Raw genomic sequence first — 1,704 nt, 5'->3', positions numbered from 1 at the left:
CGCCGCCTCGCCTGCGGCCCCGGAGGCCCGGCCTGTGGCGTTTCGTGCCAAGCTCAGCTACGACAAGCGTGCGCTCCAGAAAGCCGTCTTCGAGGAAGCGTGGGAGGTGATGAACCAGACCTTCTACGACCCGAACTTCCACGGCGCGAACTGGGCAGCGCTACGGGAAAAATACCGCCCGATGGCCGCCGCCGCGTCGGACCCGATGGATTTCTACGATGTGATTCGCCTGCTCATGGGGCATTTGAACTCGTCGCATATCGGCATTCAGCCAGGGATTATCTCCGATGGGGGCGTGACACCGATCCCGACCGGCTTTCTGGGGGTCGTCTGGGACGAGGGCTACAGCGGTCCGGGGCTGAAAGTGGCCCGGGTTCTCAAGAGTAGCCCGGCGGATCGAGCAGAGTCCAAGCTACTACCAGGCGAGGTTATCATCGCCATCGGGGCGACCACTCTCGAAGCCGATAGCAATCCCGATGAGCTGCTTGCGGACACGGTTGGGGAGAAGCTCCCGCTCACGGTGAAAGGCACCGATGGCAAAGAGCGTGAGGTGCTTATCGTCCCGGCGGCGACCACCACACTTGCAAGTATTCTCTACGACGACTGGACTGCCAGCCGCCAGGAGCTCACGCACAAGCTCAGCAACGGCAAGCTGGCGTATCTGCACATTCAGGGGATGGATAAGCTCAGCCAGGATAAGTTTGAGGGCGGGCTCTATGCCGAAGGTTATGGGCGCGATGGGCTTTTGATTGATGTGCGCGACAACGGCGGCGGCTCGACGGCGGACTATCTACTCACGATGCTCACGCAGCCGCGTCATGCCTACACGATTGCCCGCGACGGTGCCCCTGGCTATCCGACGGATCGCCTACCGTACTACCCCTGGCGCAAACCCGCGGGGCTACTTATCAATGAGAATAGCTACTCCAACGCGGAGATCTTCGCCCATGCCTTCAAACAGCTTGACCGTGGCCCGATCATCGGTGTTACTACCTTCGGGGCCGTGGTCTCCACCGGTGCACAAGCCATTCTGGATGGCTCACAGGTTCGAACGCCGGGTCGTGGCTGGTATCGCGTGAGTGATGGGGTTAATGAGGAGCACACGGGGGCGGAGCCCGATCTCCGTGTGCTGATCAGCCCCACTGATGAGCTGGCAGGCCGTGATCCGCAGCTTGCGGCCGCTGTCAAAGCGTTGATGGGCAAAGCCAAGCCCGTCAAGCTTCCTGAGGCGAAGCCAGGGCGGTTGAGCACAAAAAAATAGCCTGAGATCGCCATTAGATCGCTCCCGTTCATGGGAGCGAAAACCGAGGCGCGGATTTTGGAGTGGGCCTGTAAGCCGGGTTCTGTGTTTGTGTGGTCATCTATCTGGGGCGTTCGTTACCGAACGCCTCCTGCGGTCTACCGGGAGGATCAGCGAGCCGCCTCAACTCCTCCCTCTGACCTTGCTTCGAGTGGGGTTTGCCGGGCCGGTACGTCTCCGCACCGCCGGTGCGCTCTTACCGCACCATTTCACCCTTACCCGGCCCCCTTGTTCCCCCGTTGGACGGGGGCTCGGGGGCCAGGCGGTATCTTTCTGTTGCACTTTCCGTCGGGTCACCCCGCCAGGCCGTTAGCCTGCACCCTGCCCTGTGAAGCCCGGACTTTCCTCAAGCAGCAATTGCCACCTGCGACCACCCGTCCCACTCCAGCGGCCATTGTATCAGA

The 1,704-nt window shown here is 61.7% G+C and carries 1 protein-coding gene and 1 other RNA gene; one reads left to right on the top strand and one right to left on the bottom strand.

Annotation, left to right across the window (positions count from 1 at the left end; all coding sequences use genetic code 11):
• Positions 1-1,261, top strand: a 1,261-nt coding sequence (locus ACH2EH_RS10530) for a S41 family peptidase (protein ID WP_395141452.1), incomplete at its 5' end; no start/stop codon positions are given.
• A 55-nt stretch (positions 1,262-1,316) separates the two neighbouring features.
• Here the strand turns inward: ACH2EH_RS10530 and rnpB are convergent.
• Positions 1,317-1,686: RNase P RNA component class A (rnpB, locus tag ACH2EH_RS10525), an RNA gene on the bottom strand.
• Between the last annotated feature and the right edge of the window lie 18 nt (positions 1,687-1,704).

Origin of the sequence: Armatimonas sp., from assembly GCF_043760365.1 — a bacterium.
In the GTDB taxonomy this organism is placed as follows: Bacteria; Armatimonadota; Armatimonadia; order Armatimonadales; family Armatimonadaceae; genus Armatimonas.
This window is presented reverse-complemented; position numbering and strand designations above follow the sequence as displayed.